General features: G+C 62.4%; 9 protein-coding genes. 8 read left to right on the top strand and 1 reads right to left on the bottom strand.

The genetic code is table 11. From position 1 onward, the window contains the following. Positions 1-180: 180 nt before the first annotated feature. The gene (locus IRZ12_RS07180) at positions 181-1,446 is read right to left on the bottom strand and encodes an MFS transporter (RefSeq protein ID WP_296466353.1); all 1,266 of its coding nucleotides are present in this window, start codon (positions 1,444-1,446) and stop codon (positions 181-183) included. A gap of 244 nt (positions 1,447-1,690) precedes the next feature. Between IRZ12_RS07180 and IRZ12_RS07175 the strand changes: the two genes are divergently transcribed. The 8 genes from IRZ12_RS07175 to IRZ12_RS07140 form a co-directional block, all read left to right on the top strand. After that, positions 1,691-2,026, top strand: a complete 336-nt coding sequence (locus tag IRZ12_RS07175) for a hypothetical protein (RefSeq protein ID WP_296466351.1) — start codon at positions 1,691-1,693, stop codon at positions 2,024-2,026. 354 nt (positions 2,027-2,380) lie between these two features. Then, positions 2,381-3,472 (top strand): redox-regulated ATPase YchF, encoded by a 1,092-nt coding sequence (gene ychF / locus IRZ12_RS07170; protein ID WP_296466348.1) that lies wholly within the window; start codon positions 2,381-2,383, stop codon positions 3,470-3,472. A gap of 196 nt (positions 3,473-3,668) precedes the next feature. After that, positions 3,669-4,880: an integrase arm-type DNA-binding domain-containing protein gene (locus tag IRZ12_RS07165; RefSeq protein WP_296466345.1), complete on the top strand. Its 1,212-nt coding sequence runs from the start codon at positions 3,669-3,671 to the stop codon at positions 4,878-4,880. 353 nt (positions 4,881-5,233) lie between these two features. Further along, complete coding sequence (locus tag IRZ12_RS07160) at positions 5,234-6,334, top strand: Fic family protein (protein ID WP_296466344.1); 1,101 nt, start codon at positions 5,234-5,236, stop codon at positions 6,332-6,334. 9 nt (positions 6,335-6,343) lie between these two features. Beyond that, on the top strand, positions 6,344-11,620 hold the full coding sequence (locus tag IRZ12_RS07155) for a DEAD/DEAH box helicase (RefSeq protein WP_296466341.1): 5,277 nt from the start codon (positions 6,344-6,346) through the stop codon (positions 11,618-11,620). A 6-nt stretch (positions 11,621-11,626) separates the two neighbouring features. After that, the gene (locus IRZ12_RS07150) at positions 11,627-14,413 is read left to right on the top strand and encodes a helicase-related protein (protein ID WP_296466338.1); all 2,787 of its coding nucleotides are present in this window, start codon (positions 11,627-11,629) and stop codon (positions 14,411-14,413) included. Beyond that, on the top strand, positions 14,413-15,099 hold the full coding sequence (locus IRZ12_RS07145; RefSeq protein ID WP_296466335.1) for an RNA-binding domain-containing protein: 687 nt from the start codon (positions 14,413-14,415) through the stop codon (positions 15,097-15,099). Before IRZ12_RS07150 ends, IRZ12_RS07145 begins: the two co-directional genes overlap by 1 nt. A 1-nt stretch (position 15,100) precedes the next feature. Beyond that, on the top strand, positions 15,101-19,181 hold a 4,081-nt coding region (locus tag IRZ12_RS07140), incomplete at its 3' end, for an N-6 DNA methylase (RefSeq protein ID WP_296466333.1).

The following is a 19,181-nucleotide window of genomic DNA, read 5'->3' as shown; positions in this document are numbered from 1 at the left end:
ATCAAGGTCATCAAGCGCCGCGCCTACGGCTATCGCGACGAGGAATACTTCTTCCTCAAAATCCGCGCCGCTTTCCCCGGTATTCCTCGATGAACCTTTATTTTTCCGGGCGCGCATATGGCTGGGGGCGTCGCCGCCACGGCAAGCAATGCGGCACGACCGGGCCGGGGGCGGGCGCGTTTAGCCGCCCGATGCCTTGCGGCTCGCGGCCACCGTGCGCCGCCACAGCCATAGCGTGATGGCGAGCAAGATCAGCGCCGCGCCCGCGAGCGAATGGTGTACGCCGAACAGGGTGCCCGTGATGCCGACCGTGACGCCGCTGAAGGTCTTCAGACCGAGTGACGACATGTTGAACAGGCCGATCACGCGCCCCCGTATCTCCGGCTGGGCATTGAGCTGGACGAGGGTTTGGGCGGTACTGCTGAAGGAAAGCTCAAAAAAACCGGCGCAGAAAAGCAGGGCGAGCGCCAACGCGTAGTTCTCCGAAAGCGCGAACCCGGCCAGGGCAATGCACCATGCCACTGCCAGCAGCAGGGCGGTGCGGGCGTCGGTGCGCAGCTTGCCGAGGGTCTCTAGCAGAAAGCCTGCCACCAGCGCGCCAGCCGCATCGGCGGCCAGCAGCATGCTGTAGGCTGCACCGGGATCGCCGTAGCCTAGGTCTTCGGCGAAGTTGGGCATTTGAGCCTGATAGCTGTTGCCGACGAAGAACGAAGCTGCGCCGGCAAGCAGGACCATGGAGACGATGACCGGCTGCCCCGCGATATCTCGTGCCGTCTGCACGATATCGGAAAACCCTTTGACGGCGCGTCGCGGTACGGCTTGGTCTGCCCTGCGGAACTTAGGGCCATAGGGTGCTTTCCACAGCCACAATAGCAGCGGGAAGTAGAACACCGTATTCAGCAAGAGGCCGTGCTTGGGGCCGATCGTCATCATGATGATCCCGCCCACGGCCGGCCCGACCAGTACCCCTAGATAGCGCGCCGAAGCGTTCAGGCGCACGGCACTTTGCAGTTCTTCGCGCGGCACGATGTCGTGCAGCAGGAGCTGGCTGGCAGTTTGCCACAACACCCCTGCGCAGCCGTGGATGACTAGCAGCACCATGGCATGCCACATGGCCAGCGTGTCGGTAATGAAGAAATACGCCCATCCGAGCGACGCGATGACGAATAGCGCCATGCCCGACTGGATCACCCGGCGCGGGTCGACCCGGTCCGCCAGCGCGCCCACCGGCACCGAGAAAAGCAGGAAAGGTAGCCAATGCGATACCACGGCAAAGCCGCCGAGTGCGGGCGATTGGAATTTCTGATACATCATCCAATAGCTGATGACGTGCTCGATGTTGTCGGCCATCATCGCCAGCATGTAGGTGATGAAATGGGCCTGGTAACCGCGATGCCGGAGGGCGGCGAAAGAGCGCGGGGCGGAAGCCGCGGGAGAGTTGCTCATGCTGCCGAACTTCTAAAGAAAGGAAGGAATGTCGCCACAGCCCAGGCGGCTAGCCGCGCGGGATCCGGGCGGTGCGTTTGTCGTGGGGTGATCAAAGTTACGGGTTTTACCACTGTTGTGGCGTATCGCCCGGGACAACAGCCGGGATGCACCAAGGGAGGGCATCGCCTCTTGGGAGGCCGCAATGCGCCATCGGATATAGTGTGGCCTTGATCCGTCCACCACCTTCCGAACTAGAAAGCCCATGAAAGCCCATCTGCGCGTTCTGGCCTTTGCCCTCGCCGCCATGCTCAGCTGCCCGGTCTACGCACAGGGGACTGCGGGGTTCACGACATTTACGATCGGCGATTGTGGGACATGGCTGCGGGCCAAGACGCCGCTCATGGAGGCCTGGGTCCTGGGGTACCTGAGCGGCATGGCGCGCGTGGTCTACGACGTCTCCAGCGCGAATCCGCTGGGCAAGATCACCTCGAATGCCCAGGTGCTGGCCTATATGGACAGGTATTGCAGCCAGAACCCGGCGCACAGGCCTGAACAGGCGCTAGATGCGCTTTGGAAAGAGCTGCTGAAGACGCAGTGAGGCGGAGTGGGCCGGGCGACGCGATCCGGAACGAGCGTGCCTCGATCATCGCATTAGTCGCGCTTGCCCACGCCTTTCCATGCATGAAGAACTGAGGTGCAGTCCCTCGCTCCAGGCATTATCGGCTTTGCTATCTTGCGGCGCCGCCTGAAGCGATACCGGGGACGTTCCCCTTCGCAGCACCGGCTACAATCTCCCCAATCTCGAACAAAACCTGGGCAATTTCCCGTCCCAGGCACTCCATTCGCACTTCTTGCCCGCATGAAGGCGCGGCTGGCCAAGCATGCTTGAACTAGGGCCACGCCGACACGCTGAACCGGGTCAGGTCGTGCATTGATTTTTTAAGGAAATCCCATGGCCCTGCAGTGCGGCATCGTGGGCCTGCCCAACGTCGGCAAGTCCACCCTCTTCAACGCCTTGACCAAAGCCGGCATCGCCGCTGAAAACTATCCGTTCTGCACGATTGAGCCCAACGTGGGCGTTGTCGAAGTGCCCGACCCCCGCCTGGCGGCACTGGCCGAAATCGTCAAGCCCGAGCGCGTGGTGCCTGCCACCGTGGAGTTCGTGGACATCGCCGGCCTCGTGGCGGGCGCGAGCACGGGCGAAGGGTTGGGCAACCAGTTCCTCGCCCACATCCGCGAAACCGACGCCATCGTCAACGTGGTGCGCTGCTTCGAGGATCCCAACGTCGTCCACGTGGCGGGCAAGGTGGACCCGCTCGCCGACATCGAAGTCATCGAAACCGAACTCGCGCTGGCCGACCTGCAGACCGCCGAGAAGGCCCTGCAGCGCCATATCAAGACGGCCCGCGCCGGCGACAAAGAGGCCGCCAAGCTCGTGGCTGTGTTGGAAAAATGCGTTGCCCAGCTCAACGAAGCCAAGCCCATCCGCGGATTGGATCTCTCCAAGGAAGAGAAGGCGCTGGTCAAGCCACTGTGCTTCATCACCGCCAAGCCCGCCATGTACGTGGGCAACGTCAAGGAGGACGGCTTCACCGACAACCCCCTGCTCGACAAGCTGGTTGAGTACGCCAACAAGCAGAACGCCCCCACCGTGGCTATCTGCGCCGCCATCGAAGCCGAGCTTGGAGAGATGGAGGAGGCCGACCGCGCCGCGTTCCTGGCCGACATGGGGATGGAAGAGCCCGGCCTGAACCGCTTGATCCGCGCGGGCTACAAACTCCTGGGGTTGCAGACCTACTTCACCGCAGGCGTGAAGGAAGTCCGCGCCTGGACCATTCCCATCGGTGCCACTGCGCCCCAGGCGGCCGGCGTCATCCACTCCGACTTCGAACGCGGCTTCATCCGCGCCCAAACGATCTCGTACGAGGACTTCATCCAGTACAAGGGCGAAGTTGGCGCCAAAGAAGCCGGAAAGATGCGAGCGGAAGGCAAGGATTACGTCGTGCAGGATGGCGATGTGATGAACTTTCTGTTCAACGTCTGACGATTTTTGCTGGATCTCGGTGGCGCTCAGTAGCGCTTGGTGGATAGGTTGTCCCATTTGAAATCAATGGGTTGCGTAAACAATACGGTCTGCTGAGCGTTCCTATTGTTCATCGAGGTCCAGAAAATTCGGGGGTAGCGTTGGGGGTACTCGTGTTCAACCGTGGGGGTACATCTCCCCGCAGTGGAGTCCAACGATGCCCGAGAATCTACTCACCGACCTCAAGGTCAGGTCGGCCAAACCGACTGATCGAGACTGGAAACTTTCAGACGGCGGGGGCTTGTTCCTGCTCGTCAAGCCCACCGGCGGCAAGCTCTGGCGGTGGAAGTACCGCCTGCAAGGCAAGGAGAATCTCTTTGCCATCGGCGGTTTTCCTCAAGTAAGCCTTGCGGAGGCGCGTTCTGCCCGCGAGAAAGCGCGTGCCTTGGTCAAGCAAGGCGTCCATCCTGCCCATGAACGGCAGCAGGTCAAGCAGCGCAACCTGGAAGTGTTGGAGGAACGCAAACGCGCAAAGGAAAGCTCGTTCGCCAAGGTGGCGCAGGCGTACCTAGCCGAGATAAAGCCAGTCTTTGCACAGAGTTCCTACCGCACGAAAGAGTCCCGCATCAGGAAGTACCTGTCGCCCAAGTTCGACGGGATGCCGATGAGCGACATAGGCGTGAAGCAGATTCGCCCGTTATTGGAGGAATGCAAGGCTCATGGCGCGTGGGCAGCCATCCACGTCAAGGGCGACCTGTCGGCCATCTTCGAGTTCGCAGTGGTGCGTGGCCTGGTAGAGGCCAATCCGATTCCCAGTCTTCGCGGGCTGCTGCGCGTGCCGTTCAGCGAGAGCAAGGCGGCGATGACGCGAGAGCAAATCCAGAAGTTCTATCAGGAGTTGCGTGGCTACCGGGGCTATCCGGAAACCTCGTTGTGTCTGCGGTTGATTGCGCTGACCGCCTGCCGTCCAGGGGAAGCCGCGGATGCCGAGTGGGACGAGTTCGACTTTGAGGATGCACTGTGGCGTCGGCCTGCGGCGAAGATGAAGGCGCGGCGTGACCATGTCAGTCCGTTGTCCACGCAGACCATAGCGGTGCTGAAAGACTTGCAGCACATCACGGGTGGCGGGCGCTATCTGTTTCCGCACCGAAGCGGAAAGGGCTTCACTACGCCCAACCGGCTCACCTACGCGATGCGCGACATGAACCTGGGCCGGGGCACGACGCCGCATTGCTGGCGGACGACCTTTTCGACCTGGGCCAATGAGAACGGATACCGGCCCGATGCGATTGAGCGGCAGCTTGCCCATGTGGAAAGCAACAAGGTTCGGGCGACGTACAACAAGGCGCTGTTGCTGGATCAGAGAAGGACGCTGTTGCAGGACTGGGCGGACTATCTGAATGCGGCCGAAGACAGCGGCACGGCATAGGGACGATTTGGCCGGGTGTTGCAGAACGAATGGACAGGGGCGGCCTTTTCCTTTTCTGGATAGGGCCGTTGTCCCTTGAGGGTCGTTCCCTTGCCCTTTGCCTTTGCCTTTGCCCAAGGCTGGGCGGTGGAAATGGGGTAAACAATGAATTAAATGGGGTGATTTCGAATTTATTACCCTTTTTTGAGTTCGTGTCGCCCATTTCCTTCTTGGTCGGCCATGCCAGCCCCTCACGACAAGTCCAATGTTCAGGAAATGGGGTAGTCAAACACCGATAATGAGGCATTTTTAGAGACACTACCCCATTTGAAGGCTATGATTGCCCCATTTAAACAGCCTGGGCTTACATTTCCATGCACTCGCTCACACCTGAGTACCTCGCTTCGCTTCGCTTCGATGGCACCCAGGCCGCCACGTTGCGCACACTGGGCGAGTACCAGGGCAAGCAGCAACTCTACGCCGCGCAGTCGCCCGAAGCCCTCAAAGGGCTACGCCAGATCGCGGTAGTCGAATCCACCGAGTCATCCAACCGCCTGGAAGGCGTTGTTGTCTCACCCTCGCGACTGAAGTCTCTGGTCATCCGCAACGCAACACCAAAGAGCCGTTCCGAACAGGAGATCGCCGGCTACCGTGATGCCCTGGCGCTGATCCACGAGTCTGCCGCGCACATGACCTTCAGCGAAGGCGTAGTGCTGCAACTGCACACCCTGCTGTACCGCTATATGCCACAGGCGGGCGGACGCTGGAAAGCCACCAACAACGACATCATCGAACGCCATCCCGATGGCACGTCGCGGTTGCGCTTCCAGCCAGTTGCTGCGCACCTCACACCCATGGCCATGGCCGATCTGACCGGGCGCTACGCCACCGCGCTGGATCAACACCTGGCCGACCCCCTCGTACTGGTGCCGCTGGCGATGCTCGATTTTCTGTGCATTCACCCCTTCCCGGACGGCAACGGTCGCATGTCCCGCTTGCTGACCCTGCTGCTGCTCTACCACTTCGACTATGCCGTGGGGCGCTACATCAGTTTGGAACGCATCTTCGAGGAAACCAAGGAAGGCTATTACGAGACGCTGGAAGCCAGCTCGCAGGGCTGGCACCAGGGGCAGCACGACGCAAAGCCTTGGCTCGACTACTTCTGGGGTGCCTTGCTGCGGGCATACCGCGAGTTCGAGGAGCGTGTCGGCACCATCGAACGTGGCCGTGGCAGTAAAGGCGACCGGGTGCGAGCGGAAGTGCTGGGGCGCTGCCTGCCGTTTTCGATTTCCGAAATCGAAGAGGCCTGCCCGGGCGTGAGCCGGGACATGGTACGGCTGGTGCTGCGGGCGATGAAGTCAGAGGGATTGATCGAACCGACTGGCAAGGGAAGAGGGGCAAAGTGGAAGCGCGTCACAGCAGGCACCTCGGATAGAGCAGCGGTTCTGGCGATTGACCGCAAGATGGATCAGTGAGGACTCTACATGGATAACGTTTTCCAGTTCCGCGACCAGCTCATCGAGCGATACGGCAGCTTTTCCCGCAGTTTCGTTCGCATCGCCGCACCTGATATCCAAGCCGAGGTCGAGCATCAATATGCGCAGGGCCGCTATTGGCCTGAACCGTTGGTGCAGATCAACCCGAATTATCAACGTCAAGGCACAGTGCAGGATCTGGTGGCGGAGGGGGTCCTGCATCCTGCCTGCGCAGACATCTTTCAGGTTGGGAAGACGGAAGGCAAACCAAGTCCCCTGCATCTTTACAAGCACCAAATGGAAGCCCTGGCCAAAGGCCAGGAACGCCAAAGCTATGTGGTCACAACCGGAACGGGGTCGGGGAAGTCCCTGTCCTTTTTCATCCCGATCATCGACCGCATTCTCAAGGCCAAGGACTCCGATGGCAAAGCACGTACCAGGGCCATTGTCATCTATCCGATGAATGCCCTGGCCAACAGCCAGCTGGAAGAACTCGACAAGTTTCTGCATGGCTATGCGCCAGAGCTTCATCCCTTCACCGTCAAACGCTACACCGGCCAGGAAAGCAAGGCGGAACGCACTGCTATTGCGGATGATCCACCCGATATCCTGCTTACCAACTTCATGATGCTGGAGTACATCCTCACGCGCTTCGACGAAGTGGATCGGCGCGTGGTGGAACACTGCGAGGGACTTGAGTTCCTGGTGCTGGATGAGTTGCATACCTACCGTGGCCGTCAAGGGGCGGACGTTGCCTTGCTGGTGCGTCGCCTGCGAGAGCGCCTGAAAGCCGAGCAACTGGTCTGCATCGGTACGTCGGCCACCATGTCCAGCACAGGCAGCCAAGCCGACCGCAACCGCGTGGTTGCTGATGTAGCCAGCAAATTGTTTGGCACCCGGATCAGCGAGCATGACGTCATAGGCGAGACACTGGAGCGCGTCACTAACCCGCTCAAGGACGTCAACGCCATCCGCACCGAACTGCCGGCAACAATTTCACGAAATCAGGATGCTTGGGCTGACTTTGACGCGTTTCGCAATGATCCGCTGGCCATCTGGGTGGAATTGAACCTGGGTATCGAACTGCCTGCGGACGAGCCTCCAAGGCGTGCGAGACCCATGACGCTGGAAGAGGCCAGCCGCCGTCTCGCCGAAGACGCGGGCTGCCAGCCTGAAGCCGCTCGTGCCGCCCTGCAACGTTTTCTGGTGGCAGCCCATGATGTGCGCTCGCCCCAAGGCAGGCCGCCTTTCGCGTTCAAGCTGCACCAGTTCATCAGTGGCCCGGGCAAGGTGCTCACCACGCTGGAAGAGCGTGGCAAGCGCCATGTCACGCTCGATGCGCAGCGTTTCGCACCCGGGCGGCAGCAAGAGAATGTGCTGCTTTACCCCACGCATTTCTGCCGCGATTGCGGCCAGGAATACCTGCCTGTCTGGCGCGCACAGCAACCGGTCAGCTTCAGCCCGCGTGAAATCGACGATATCGCAGCAGAAGACGACACCGCCAGCTATGGCTTCCTGTGCCCACTGGTGCCGGGACAGCAATACGGTGGCCTGCCCGAAGACTTGCCGGAAACCTGGATCGACCTCAGTCGTAGCGAACCCAAAATCAAGCCGGCCTACAGGAATGCCGTTCCCTATATGGTCACGGTCGATGCCAAAGGGCAAACGGGCTCCGGAACGGACTTTTGGTTTATTCCGGGCAAGTTCCGCTTCTGCCTGAACTGCGGCACGACACACGAAGCCCACGGCAAAGATGCCAACCGCCTCTCCAGTTTGTCCGGGGAAGGCCGTTCTTCGGCCACTACCATGATTGCCCTGGCGGCCTTACAGCAACTGTTTGCACTTCCCGAGCCAGCTCCAGGCCAACCTGATCCGCGTAAATTGCTTGGGTTTACCGACAACCGCCAGGATGCAGCGCTGCAGGCGGGTCACTTCAACGATTTCATTTTCCTGTTGACGCTGCGTGCCGGCTTGATCGGCGCACTACAGGCAAGTGGCGGCCAGCTTGATGAAGAAAACCTGGCCGAAAGCGTATTCAAGGCCCTCGGCTTTCAAGGGGTCGATGAAGCCACCTTGGTGGAATATCTGCGCACTCCCAAGCTCATGGGGCTGGCACGGCAGGAAGCGCAACGCACCTTGCGATTCATTATTGCCTACCGGCTGCTGCGCGATCTACGGCGTGGCTGGCGCTTCAATAATCCGAATCTGGATCAGCTTGGCCTGTTGCAGATTCGGTACCGCGACCTGGCTGCCTTTAGCGCTGACACCAGCATCTTTGCCGCAAACAGCACCTTGAACAAACTGACGGCGGTGCAGCGAGCAGTTCTGTACGAATTACTGTTCGACACGCTGCGCCGCCACCTTTGTCTGGAAAGCCGTTACCTCGACCCGGTCGAGCAGGACAAGGCACGTACCAGCGCCCACACCTATCTGAATGAACGCTGGGCTTTTGCCCCCGACGAGAAACTCGATACCGGCCGTTATCTCATCCTCGGCAAGCGCCCGGAATACAAGGGCAAGCCGCGCACCGACCTGATGACCGGTGGCCCACGCTCCCGACTGCTGCGGCAAATAAAGGCTGCCGATTTCTGGCGTGCCAGCGCCTGCGCCGGCGAAGTCGCGCAGTGGAAAGATGCCGAGTGGGCCGTTCTGATCGAAGACATGCTCAAGGCAGCCAGCAACTATGGTTATGTGCAAAAACATGCCATTGATTCGCAGCTTGCTGGCTGGCGCCTGAACGCAGCTGCCCTCGAATGGTGCCTGATTGCCAATGAACCACCGGCAGAGAGTAATCGCATCAACCAGTACTTCCGTAGCTTGTATCTCAGTATTGCCGACTTGCTGCGTCAGCCGTCCCATCCGCTGTTTGATTTCGAGGCACAGGAACACACGGCCCAGGTGGATGCACCGCGCCGGCAACTGCTGGAGCAGCGTTTCCGTTACACAGAAAAAGACAGGCAGGACTGGGCGCAGAACCCGGCCCACGAAGCGCCGCTGGAGCGCCTGCCGGTGATGTTCTGCTCCCCCACCATGGAGCTGGGTGTGGATATCTCCGCGCTCAACACCGTGTACCTGCGCAACGTGCCGCCGACCCCCGCCAACTACGCCCAGCGCAGCGGCCGTGCGGGGCGTTCGGGCCAGCAGGCGCTGGTCATCACCTACTGCGCGGCACTCAGCCCGCATGACCAGTGGTTCTTCCGCAATGCCAGCGAGATGGTGCATGGCGTGGTACGCGCCCCTACACTCGATCTGGCCAACCGTGACCTGATCGACAGCCATCTGCAAGCGGTCTGGCTGGCCAGCACCCAGGTGCCGCTGGACGACAGTATTGCTCCCATGCTGGATCTTGATCGGCCCGGCAAACCACTGAAACAGCCCTTGCAGGAAGCGCTACAAGCGCAGACCGTCCAGCAGCGTGCCCTGGCCAGTGCCTGCCGGGTCATCGATCAGCTCAAGGAAGAGCTGGCAAGCAGCGCCTGGTTCACGCCTGACTACGTACACCAGGTCATCGCCAATGCACCCAAGGCGTTCTCCGAAGCGCTGGAACGCTGGCGCGTGTTGTTCGATGCGACGCGTCAGCAGATGGACATGGCGGATCGCATCGTCAAGAGCCATACCGCTTCGCACACCGAGCGCCAGAATGCCCAGCGCCGTTACGGCGATGCCGCGCGCCAGTACGCCGTGCTGCTCAAATCCGGTAATGGCCAGAACAACGACTTCTACACCTATCGCTACCTGGCCAGCCAGGGCTTCCTGCCAGGCTACAACTTCCCGCGCCTGCCGCTGATGGCCTGGATTCCTGCCCGAGGCGGCCAGACCGCCAATGGCAGGGACGACGAGGGCAGCATGGTCAGCCGTCCGCGTTTCCTGGCTCTGTCAGAGTTCGGCCCTCGCAGTCTTATCTATCACCAGGGCCGCATGTACCGCGTGGTGCGCGCCAAACTCAACGTCGGCAATACAGACCACATTTCCGGTAGCAGCCAGTTGGCCACCATTGCCTCTCTGGTGTGCAGTCAGTGCGGCTACGGTCATCTCGGTGAGCCGGGCGGCGAACAGCCGCTGGTCAATCGCTGCGAGAACTGTGACGCCCTGCTCACCGAGCAAGATTGGGTGCGCGAGCTCTACCGCATCGAAACCGTGGAGACGGTAGCCACCGAGCGCATCTCCATCAACGACGAGGAACGCCAGCGTCAGGGCTTCGAGCTGCAGACCACCTACCGTTTCCTGCCCGGGCCCGATGGCCAGATTCAGAAGCAGAAAGCCGAAGTCCGACTGGGCGAAGAATTGTTGGGCGAACTTACTTATGCGCCTGCTGCGCAAATCTGGCGTATCAACCGCGGTTGGCGCAGGCGCAAGAACAAGGAGCAACTGGGCTTCTACATCAATCCCATTACCGGCACCTGGAGCAAGCAGGACGCACCGGATGCGGAAGACGACAACGGCAACGACGATGCCTTGCTGGAAAAGGTGCCCAACCAACGCATCGTTCCTTTTGTGGAAGATCATCGCAATCTGCTGATCTTCGCGCCTTTGCATGCCCTGTCGCTGGAGGCCATGGCCACTCTGCAGGCTGCCCTCAAGCGTGGCATCGAAATGACCTTCCAGATCGAGGAATCCGAGCTGGTGGTCGAGCCACTGCCCAAGGCAGATGAGCGCCGTGCCTTGCTGTTCTACGAAGCGGCCGAAGGCGGTGCAGGCGTGCTCACTCGTCTGGCGAATCATCGCGACGACCTTGCACTCGTCGCCAGCAATGCCCTGCAACTGATTCACTACCGCGCACCGCAGAGCGGCGTTTGGACGCTGGACGATCTGCCGTCACTGGAGCAGACCGATGAACTGGGCAATCATCAATGCGAGGCCGGCTGTTACCAATGCCTGCTCTCCTACTTCAATCAGCCGGATCACGAGCACATCAACCGCCGTAACGCGGATGCACTCAAGCTGCTGGTCGCGCTTGCCAATGCTCAGGTGCAGCCCGTAGCGAACAGCCCGGCCACCGTTGCCGCAACGACTTCAGAAGACGAGCTGCTCGACGCCTGGCTGTCCGCACTCCGCCAGGTCGGGGCTAGACAACCTGATGCGGTCAATGTACCCGTCAACAATGGCGCGGCCAACGCCGCAGCCCAGTACAAGGCATCTCGTGCGTTGGTGTTTCTGTCCGCAGTGGATGAGCAGACCGCCGCCGTGCTGCAGGACAAAGGCTGGCAGGTGCTCGATTTTTCGGACGCTTCACAGTGGCCACAACAGTTCGCCGCACACGCCGATGTGTTCGGCCGCAAGGAATAAAGGCGCATGACAACCCTTGAACACGACTTTTTACCCGGCAGCCTGGTGCGCGCCCGAGGCCGCGAATGGGTGGTGCAAAACGACTCCCGCCGCGACTGGCTGCGCCTGCGTCCATTGAGCGGCGCCGAGGACGAAAGCATCGCCCTGATCCCAGAGTTGGAACTCCATCCCGTCGAACCAGCCTCCTTCGAATGGCCCGATCCCGCGCACGCCGGCAACCACGCCGCCGCGCTGTTGCTGCGCGATGCCTTGCGGCTGACACTGCGCTCCGGCGCCGGCCCGTTCCGCTCTTTCGGTAATATCGCTGTTGAGCCGCGCGGCTACCAGCTGGTGCCACTGCTGATGGCGCTGCGCCTCTCTACCGTGCGCCTGCTGATTGCTGATGACGTCGGCATCGGCAAGACCATCGAAGCCGGCCTGATCGCACGCGAGCTCATGGACCGTGGCGAAATCGCCCGCCTGGCCATCCTCTGCCCGCCACATCTGGTCGAACAATGGCAAAGTGAGCTGGAAAGCCGCTTCAACCTGCACGCCATCGCGCTGACCTCGGCTTCCGCGTCGCGCATCGAGCGTGATCTGCCACATGGCGTGCGCCTGTTCGACCATCATCCCGTGGTGGTCGTCAGCCTGGACTACATCAAGAGCGAACGCCACCGCGAACAGTTTCTTGCCGCTGCCCCCGAATGCATCATCGTTGACGAAGCCCACACTTGCGCCAGCAGCGGCACCGGCAAGCAATTGCGCTTCGAGTTGCTGCAACGCCTTGCCCGTGACGCGCAGCGACACCTGATCCTACTCACCGCCACCCCGCACTCCGGTGACGAAACCGCCTTCTACAACCTGCTGTCGCTGCTCGATCCCCGCTTTGCAGCGCTGCAAGGGCGCATGACGGCCTCCGATCCGCTGCGTCAGGAACTCGCCCGCCATTTTGTGCAACGCCGCCGCAAAGACATCGTCGAGTGGCAGGCTGAAACCCAGGATGGACGGGGTTTCCCCCGCCGCATGAAAACCGAGCTCACCTACCAGCTCAGCGGCGAATGGGGTGCGTTCTTCGATGCCGTGCAGGACTACTGCCGAGAAATGGCGGAAGCCATTGAACAGCAGGACACGCAGCAAGGTGGCGCCCGCCTCATCTGGTACGCCACTTTGGCCTTGCTGCGCTGTGTGGCCTCTTCGCCTGCGGCGGCCGTCAAGGCCCTGACCACGCGGCTGGAAGGCTCCATGATGGATGACAACTTGCTCAGTGACGAGCGCCTGCACGATGGCGAAGCCGACGACCTGATGGGCAGTGACCTGGAGCCCCCCGCCCAATTGCAGGACGCCAGCCGCCTGCACGACCTCATTGCCGAAGCACAGCGCCTGTCCGGCAAGAAGGGCGATCCCAAGCTGGCCGCGCTCATCCGGCACATTGGTTCCTTGCTTGAAGATGGCTATCACCCCGTGGTGTTCTGCCGCTACGTTGCCACTGCCCATTACGTGGCCGAGCACCTCAAGGCCGCTTTTCCCACGGCCACCGTCGATGCCGTCACCGGCGAGCTCACCCCGGAAGAACGTCGTGAGCGCGTGGAAGACATGGAGGATGCCGGGCAACGCATCCTTGTCGCCACAGATTGCCTTTCCGAAGGCATCAACCTGCAGCATCTGTTCACCGCCGTCGTCCATTACGACCTGGCCTGGAACCCCACACGCCACGAACAACGCGAAGGCCGCGTCGACCGTTTCGGCCAGCAGGCCGAGGAAGTCCGTTGCACCATGCTCTACGGGCAGGACAACCCGGTCGATGGTTTTGTGCTCAACGTCATCCTGCGCAAGGGCGAAACCATCCAGAAGGAACTGGGCGTGCTGGTGCCCCTGCCCGAGGACGAAGCCCGCATCAACCAGGCCCTGGTCAAGGCCGCGCTCATGCGGCGCAGCAACAGCAGCATGGCATCGCCGCAAGCCAGTTTCGATTTCGGTGAATCCGAGCAACTGCTGGCGCCATTGCAGGCCCAGTGGCAGGACGCCCTGGAAAAAGCCAAGGCCAACCGCACCGTCTTTGCCCAACGCCGCATCAAGCCCGACGAGGTGCTGCCGGAATGGCACAAACAGCAACAAGCCCTGGGTACCCAGGCCGATGTGCAGCGTTTCCTGCAAAGCGCCTGCGTGCGCCTCGGCTCCCCCCTGGAAATGGGCCGCAAGCAGGCCCGCTTCCTGCCGCAGCACCTGCCCGAAGCACTGCGCCAGCGCCTGTCCGATGAAGGTATCGACAGACCGCAAAGCATCGACTTCGCCGAGCTGCACCGCAGCCACCCGCTGGTCGGCCTGCTGGCGCAGCACCTGCTGGAAGATGCACTCAGCAGCGAACGTCCGCTGGCTGCCCGTTGTGCCGCCACGCTGACCGACGACGTCGATGTCGCCACCACGATCTATTTGCTGCGCTTGCGGCATCAGCTCAGCTATGTGCGCCGTCGTGAGCCTTTCCAGATGATGGCCGAGGAGACCGTGGCCTTGGCCGTGCGTGGCCGAACCAATCCGCAATGGCTGGCCGATGACAGCGTGAACCGCCTGCTCGAATGCACGCCCAGTGGCAACCTGCCCGCAGAAGCCGTGCAACGCGAAGTGCGCGCCGCGCTCGATTTCCTCGCCGCGCATCCCCAGCCACTGCAAGCCCTGGCAGAGCAACGCGCCCAAGCCCTGTTGGCCGACCATGAGCGCGTGCGCGCCGCTGCCCGCGACGTGGGCCACCACAGCGTCAGCCCTTGTCTGCCGGTCGACGTCATGGGCGTTTACGTCCTGCTGCCGGATGCGCTCTGATGGACCAGGTACTCACCATGACGGAAACCGAAACCGTCGAGCTGAAAAAATCCCTGGCTGAGCTGAAGCAGGGCCTGATCTCGTTGGCCGCCATGCTCAACAAACACGGCCAGGCCGAGCTGTGGTTCGGCATTGCACCCAACGACAAAGCCGTGGGTCTGGAGATCAGCGAAAAGACCCTGCGTGATGTATCCCAGGCCATTACCGCGCATATGGAACCGGCCATCTATCCACACATCACCCAACAGTGCATCGACGGCAAGCATTGTCTGCAAATCAAGGCCGAGGGCTGGCAGCAGCCTTATCTCGCTCTGGAAAATGCCCCAAGCACCAGCTTTGACGAAATTGGCGGTCTGTTCATCACCCGTTTCAACCGGCCATCCGCGCTGGATGCCTCGCAAGATGCACCCGCGATCAGACCGGAAACCAGCCTGAAAACTACCCAGGAACTACCGCAGGCTACCCAAGAAACTACCCAAGAACTACCAAGGACTACCCAAGAAATCCTGCTGCAACACTTGCGCAGCCAGCCAGGCATCACGACCGTCGAGCTGGCGCGAGTAACGGGGCTCAGCCCCGACGGTGTCAAGTACCACCTCAACCAGCTCAAACGCACCGGCAAGCTACGCCGCCATGGCCCCACCAAGGGCGGCTATTGGGAAGTTGTTACAAAGGCCGACGAATAACATGAAACGCATCCGCAAGACCCAGGCCACGCTGGATCTCCCCACCCTCAAGCTTGAAGGTGGCCTGTTCCTGCCCGACCAACTGGAAAAAGCCGCTCAGGGCCGCGCCAGCGCCCAGAGCGAGGCCGATTACGGCACCCCCAAGGGCGTCAAGCTCAAGGACGAATACAGCCGCGCCTTCCAGATCGCCTGCGCCCAGTGGCAGCACTTCGCCGCGCAGATGGAGCGCGCCGACGTCGATGCCGCCCAGCTCACCACCGCTTTCGTGCACGAACTGCTGCGCGATGCCTTCGGCTACGCCACCCTGCAAGCCACTTCGGCACAGTCGGCGGGGGAACTGCGCTACCCCGTCAGCCTGACGAACGGCAGCCTGCCCGTACTCGTTGCGCCGTATTCCCTGGGGCTGGACGAGGCCGACGCGCACTTTGCCGTGCAGGGCGGCGGCAGTCGCAGGAAAGCCCCTTTCCAGGCCATGCAGGAGCTGCTCAACGCCAGCCCCGATCACCTCTGGGGCATCGTCAGCAACGGCAGGCAACTGCGCCTGCTGCGCGACGCCGCCAGCCTCACCCGCCCCAGCTTTCTTGAAGTCGATCTGGCCGACCTGCTGGGCGGCCAGCGCTACGCCGAATTCGCCAACGTCTGGCGCCTGCTGCATGCCAGTCGTGCGCCCGGTCATCGTGTACAAGGAGCTGAAACCTGCATCTGGGAACAATGGCGCAGCGAAGGCCAGCAAGAAGGCACCCGCGTACGCGATGGCCTGCGCGATGGCGTCGAGCAGGCGCTGCTGACCTTCGGTCAGGGCTTCCTGCAACACCCCGACAACCACGCCCTGCGCACCGCCCTGCATGACGGCACACTCAGCAAGGACGCCTTTTTCCAGCAACTGCTGCGCCTGATCTACCGGCTCATCTTCGTCTTCACCGTGGAAGAGCGCGGCGTGCTGCACCCACGGAGCGATAGCGCCGAAGCACAAGCCGCCCGCCGCGCCTATGCCGAAGGCTACGCCCTGGCCCGCCTGCGCGAGCTGTGCCTCAAACGCCGTGCCCGCACCCGGCACGACGACCAGTGGCAGGCCATCCGCATCGTCTTCCGGGGCCTGGCACAAGGCGAGCCGCGCCTGGCCTTGCCCGCCCTGGGCGGCCTGTTCGCTCCCGCGCAATGCCCCGATCTGGATGCCGCCAGCCTGGACAACGCCCACCTGCTGGCCGCCCTGCAACATCTGCGCTGGGCCAAGCCGACCGGCGCGCACAGCCTGGTGCCGGTGGACTACCGCAACATGGGCCCGGAAGAGCTGGGCAGTGTCTACGAAAGCCTGCTGGAACTGGTGCCCGCCATCGACCTGCCCGCACGCACCTTCGGCTTCGTCGGCCGCACCGAGGAAGGCAGCACCGCCGGCAACGCCCGCAAGCTCACCGGCAGCTACTACACCCCCGACAGCCTGGTGCAGGAGCTGATCAGGAGCGCGCTCGACCCCGTCATCGAACAACGCCTGGCCGCCAACCCGGCCAACCCCACCGAGGCGCTGCTGTCCATCCGCGTCATCGACCCGGCCTGTGGCAGCGGCCACTTCCTGCTCGCCGCCGCCCGCCGGCTGGCGGAAAAACTGGCCCAGTTGCGCAGCCTGGAAGGTGGTCAGGAGGGCGCCATCCAGCCGCAGGACTACCGCCATGCCCTGCGCGAGGTGGTGACCCGCTGCATCTACGGGGTGGACCGCAACCCCATGGCCATCGAACTGGCGCGCATGGCGCTGTGGCTCGAAGGCTACGAGGAGGGCCGCCCGCTGGGCTTTCTTGACCACCACCTGCAAGTGGGCGACGCCTTGCTGGGCCTGACCGACCTGAACGTGCTCGAACAAGGCATCGCCAAGGATGCCTTCAAGCCCCTCAGCGGCGACGATAAGGACGTGTGCAAGGAGCTGGCCAAGGCCAACGCCGCCGGCCTCAAGCAGATCGCCAAAGACCTGCAAGGTAGGCAAATGCTGCTGAGCGTGGACAACCGCAGCGGCCTCGATGCCCTGCGCGCCATCGAAACCCTGCCCGCTGACACCCCCGAGCAGGTGGCCGCCAAGGAACAGGCCTGGCGCCGCTTTCTGGAAGACTCCGCCCACAGCCCGCTGGCCCACGCCGCCGATGCGCTGGTGGGCGCCTACCTGCTGCCCAAGACGGAGGACACGGCAGAAACCGTGCCCACCAGCATCACCCTGCATGCGCTGCTGACCGACCCGCAACGCGCCCAGACCGAGCACGCCGCGCCCATCGCCGCCGCACGCGCGGCCTGCGAACAGGCGCGCGTTTTCCACTGGCCGCTGGCCTTCCCGCAGGTGTTTGCGCAGGGCGGCTTCGACTGTGTGCTGGGCAATCCGCCGTGGGAGCGCATCAAGCTGCAAGAGGAAGAGTTCTTCGCCACCCGCCACCGCGATGTGGCGCAAGCCCGCAACAAGGCCGAACGCGCTCAGCGCATTCAGTGGCTCAGCGAAGGCATGCTGGCACGCCACCTGTACCCCGACCTGGCCCACGAGGTGCATGAGGACGAGGCCGAAAAACGCCTCTACCGCGAATTCGTCACCGCCCGCCGTACGGCGGAAGCCGCCAGCGTGTTCGCCCATGTGAAAGGCGCCGACGGCGGCCGCTACCCGCTGACCGGCGTGGGCGATGTGAACACCTACGCGCTGTTTGCCGAAACCATCCTGCAAATCCATGCCGACAGCGGCCGTGCCGGATTCATCGTGCCCACCGGCATCGCCACCGACGACAGCACCAAAGCCTACTTCGGGCACATCACCCAGAACCGGCGGCTGGTCAGCCTGTACGACATCGAGAACCGCGAGGCGGTATTCCCCTCGGTACACCGCAGCTACAAGTTCTGCCTGCTCACCCTGGGCGCAGCGGACCAAGCCGAATTCGTCTGCTTCGCCACCCAGGTCAGCCAACTGGCCGACCCGCGCCGCCGTTTCACCCTCACGCCTGAGGAATTCCGCCTCATCAACCCCAACACGCTCACCTGCCCGGTGTTCCGCAGCGAGCGCGACGCGGAACTGACCAAGAAGCTCTACCGCGCCGCCCCGGTGCTGATGCGCGATGCCGTGATCGCAGGCGAGGGCAAGCAGGCCAAGGTGGTGGAACCCGCGCAAAACCCGTGGGGCATTTCGTTCATGACCATGTTCCACATGTCGAACGACAGCCATCTGTTCAAGACCGAGCCAGCCCCCGACCACCTGCCGCTGTACGAAGCCAAACTGATCCACCAGTTCGACCACCGCTGGGCCACCTACACGCCAGACGGCAACAGCCGTGATGTCACGCCGGCGGAAAAGGCCGACCCGGCTTTCACCGTCACCCCGCGCTACTGGGTAGAGGCCCGCGAAGTCTGGCTGCGCGTCGCCCGCCTCCCCGAAGGCTTGATGAGGGCCCTCAAGGACGGCAACCCCCAGGCCACCGTGCTGTGTGTCACCCAGTTGCTGTTCGGGCGCTACCTGGCCGAACAGCGTCGCACCCATCCGGGCATGGGCATCTACCCTGCATGGAAAGCCTTTGTCGCCCAGCATCCCTATGCACGCACCATCGCCCCCATATCACTGGGCTTCGTCGGGGATAACCCCCCATGTCTGCAACCGCTGAATGAGGACTACCTGCCCGCCGAAAGCGAAGCCAAGGTGCAGCCCTACACGCCCGGCGCCCGCAACGCCACTGCCTGGTATGCCACCGACCCAGACGCTGAGCGCGCCATACTGGCGCTCGCCGCCGACTACGGCCATCTGCCCGCACCGGAAGCCCCGCTGGCGGGCGAACCTGCTGTACTCACCCTGGCTGAACGCTGGCTGCAGGCCGCCTGCCCACAGTGGCTGATGGGGTGGCGCGATATATCCCGTGCGACCGATGAGCGGACGGTGATTGCGTCGGTGGTGCCGTTGGCTGGCGTGGGAAATAAGATCCCGCTGTTTCTGCTTGGCGACTGGGTGAACGCGCCGCAAGCCGCAGCATTCCTCGCAAATCTGTCCAGCCTTGCGCTAGATTTTGCTGCACGGCAAAAGATTGGCGGTACAACGCTGAATTACTTCTATATCAAGCAGTTCCCCGTTCTGC

Origin of the sequence: Pigmentiphaga sp. (assembly GCF_019689535.1) — a bacterium.
In the GTDB taxonomy this organism is placed as follows: domain Bacteria; phylum Pseudomonadota; class Gammaproteobacteria; order Burkholderiales; family Burkholderiaceae_B; genus Pigmentiphaga.
The sequence above is the reverse complement of the archived record's forward strand: the minus strand, read 5'-3'. Positions and strand labels throughout refer to the sequence as shown.

Bases quoted from the DNA above. Each gene is read 5' to 3' on its own strand.
- IRZ12_RS07180 (WP_296466353.1), bottom strand. From the start codon at position 1,446: ATGAGCAACTCTCCCGCGGCTTCCGCCCCGCGCTCTTTCGCCGCCCTC.
- IRZ12_RS07175 (WP_296466351.1), top strand. From the start codon at position 1,691: ATGAAAGCCCATCTGCGCGTTCTGGCCTTTGCCCTCGCCGCCATGCTC.
- ychF (WP_296466348.1), top strand. From the start codon at position 2,381: ATGGCCCTGCAGTGCGGCATCGTGGGCCTGCCCAACGTCGGCAAGTCC.
- IRZ12_RS07165 (WP_296466345.1), top strand. From the start codon at position 3,669: ATGCCCGAGAATCTACTCACCGACCTCAAGGTCAGGTCGGCCAAACCG.
- IRZ12_RS07160 (WP_296466344.1), top strand. From the start codon at position 5,234: ATGCACTCGCTCACACCTGAGTACCTCGCTTCGCTTCGCTTCGATGGC.
- IRZ12_RS07155 (WP_296466341.1), top strand. From the start codon at position 6,344: ATGGATAACGTTTTCCAGTTCCGCGACCAGCTCATCGAGCGATACGGC.
- IRZ12_RS07150 (WP_296466338.1), top strand. From the start codon at position 11,627: ATGACAACCCTTGAACACGACTTTTTACCCGGCAGCCTGGTGCGCGCC.
- IRZ12_RS07145 (WP_296466335.1), top strand. From the start codon at position 14,413: ATGGACCAGGTACTCACCATGACGGAAACCGAAACCGTCGAGCTGAAA.